At 72.6% G+C, this 1,404-nt stretch carries 1 protein-coding gene; it reads right to left on the reverse strand.

Features of this window, described 5'->3' with window-relative positions; genetic code table 11:
- Positions 1-27: 27 nt before the first annotated feature.
- Positions 28-1,365: a dicarboxylate/amino acid:cation symporter gene (locus E1258_RS32635; RefSeq protein ID WP_207919937.1), complete on the reverse strand. Its 1,338-nt coding sequence runs from the start codon at positions 1,363-1,365 to the stop codon at positions 28-30.
- Positions 1,366-1,404: the final 39 nt, after the last annotated feature.

Genomic DNA, 1,404 nt, shown 5'->3' on the forward strand with positions numbered 1-1,404 from the left:
CTCATGTCGTGATCTTCTCCGGAGCTGTCAGGCGGGTACGGGGGCCGGCCCGTGGGCGCGGGAGGGGCGGTCGACGTCGCCCGGCTGGGCCGGGGCGTCCCGGCCGGCCTCGCCCGTCGCCGGTGCGACGAGGTCACGGCGGCTGGCAGAGTCGTACGCCGCCCGGTCGAGGGTGCCCTCACGGGCCGCCACGATGGTCGGGACGACGGCCTGCCCGGCCACGTTGGTGGCGGTGCGGACCATGTCCAGGATCGGGTCGATGGCCAGCAGCAGGCCGGCCCCGGCCAGCGGCAGGCCCAGCGTGCTCAGGGTCAGCGTGAGCATCACGATCGCGCCGGTCAGGCCGGCGGTGGCGGCCGAGCCGACCACCGACACGAACGCGATGAGCAGGTAGTCGCCGACGCCCAGGTCCACCCCGAAGACCTGCGCGACGAAGATCGCCGCGAGGGCCGGGTAGATCGCGGCGCAGCCGTCCATCTTCGTGGTCGCGCCGAACGGCACCGCGAACGAGGCGTACTCGCGGGGGACGCCGAGACGCTCGACGCAACGCTGGGTCACCGGCATGGTGCCGACCGAGGAGCGGGAGACGAAGGCCAGCTCGATGGCCGGCCACGCCCCGGCGAAGAAGCGCAGGGGATTGAGCCGCCCGGCGACGACCAGCAGCAGCGGGTAGACCACGAACAGCACGATGGCGCAGCCGACGTACACGGCGGTGGTGAACTTCGCGAGCGGGGCCAGCAGGTCCCAGCCGTACGAGGCGACGGCGTTGCCGATCAGGCCGAGGGTGCCGACCGGGGCGAGCCGGATGACCCACCACAGCGCCTTCTGCACGATGCTCAGCAACGACCGGTTGAGCGCCACGAACGGCTCGGCGGCCTCGCCGACCAGCAGCGCCGCCGCGCCCACCACGAGGGCGAGGAAGACGATCTGGAGCACGTTGCCCTCGACGAACGCGCCGACCGGGTTGGTCGGGACGATGCCGGTGAGGAAGTCGGTCCAGGAGCCGGTGGTCTTGGGCGGGACGGCGGCGCCCACGTCGAGGGTGACGCCCCGGCCCGGGTCGGTGAGCAGGCCCAGGCCGATGCCGACGCTCACCGCGATCAGCGCGGTCGCGCCGAACCAGAGCAGCGTCTTCAGCGCAAGTCGGGCGGCGTTGGCCACGCCGCGCAGGCTGACCACGCTGACCACGATGGCGGCGAAGACCAGCGGCGGTACGGCCAGCTTGAGCAACTGGACGAAGAGGCCGCCGACGGTGTCGAGGGTGCTGGCCAGCCAGGCGAGGTCGTTGGCGCGGGCGACGAAGCCCAGCGCCACGCCGAGCACGAGGCCCAGCAGGATCTGGAGGGAGAAGGGGAACTTGCGCAGGGCGGAAGCCATGAGGGTGCGTCCAGGGTGGGAGAGTGT

The organism is Micromonospora sp. KC207 (assembly GCF_004348615.1).
In the GTDB taxonomy this organism is placed as follows: Bacteria; Actinomycetota; Actinomycetes; order Mycobacteriales; family Micromonosporaceae; genus Micromonospora.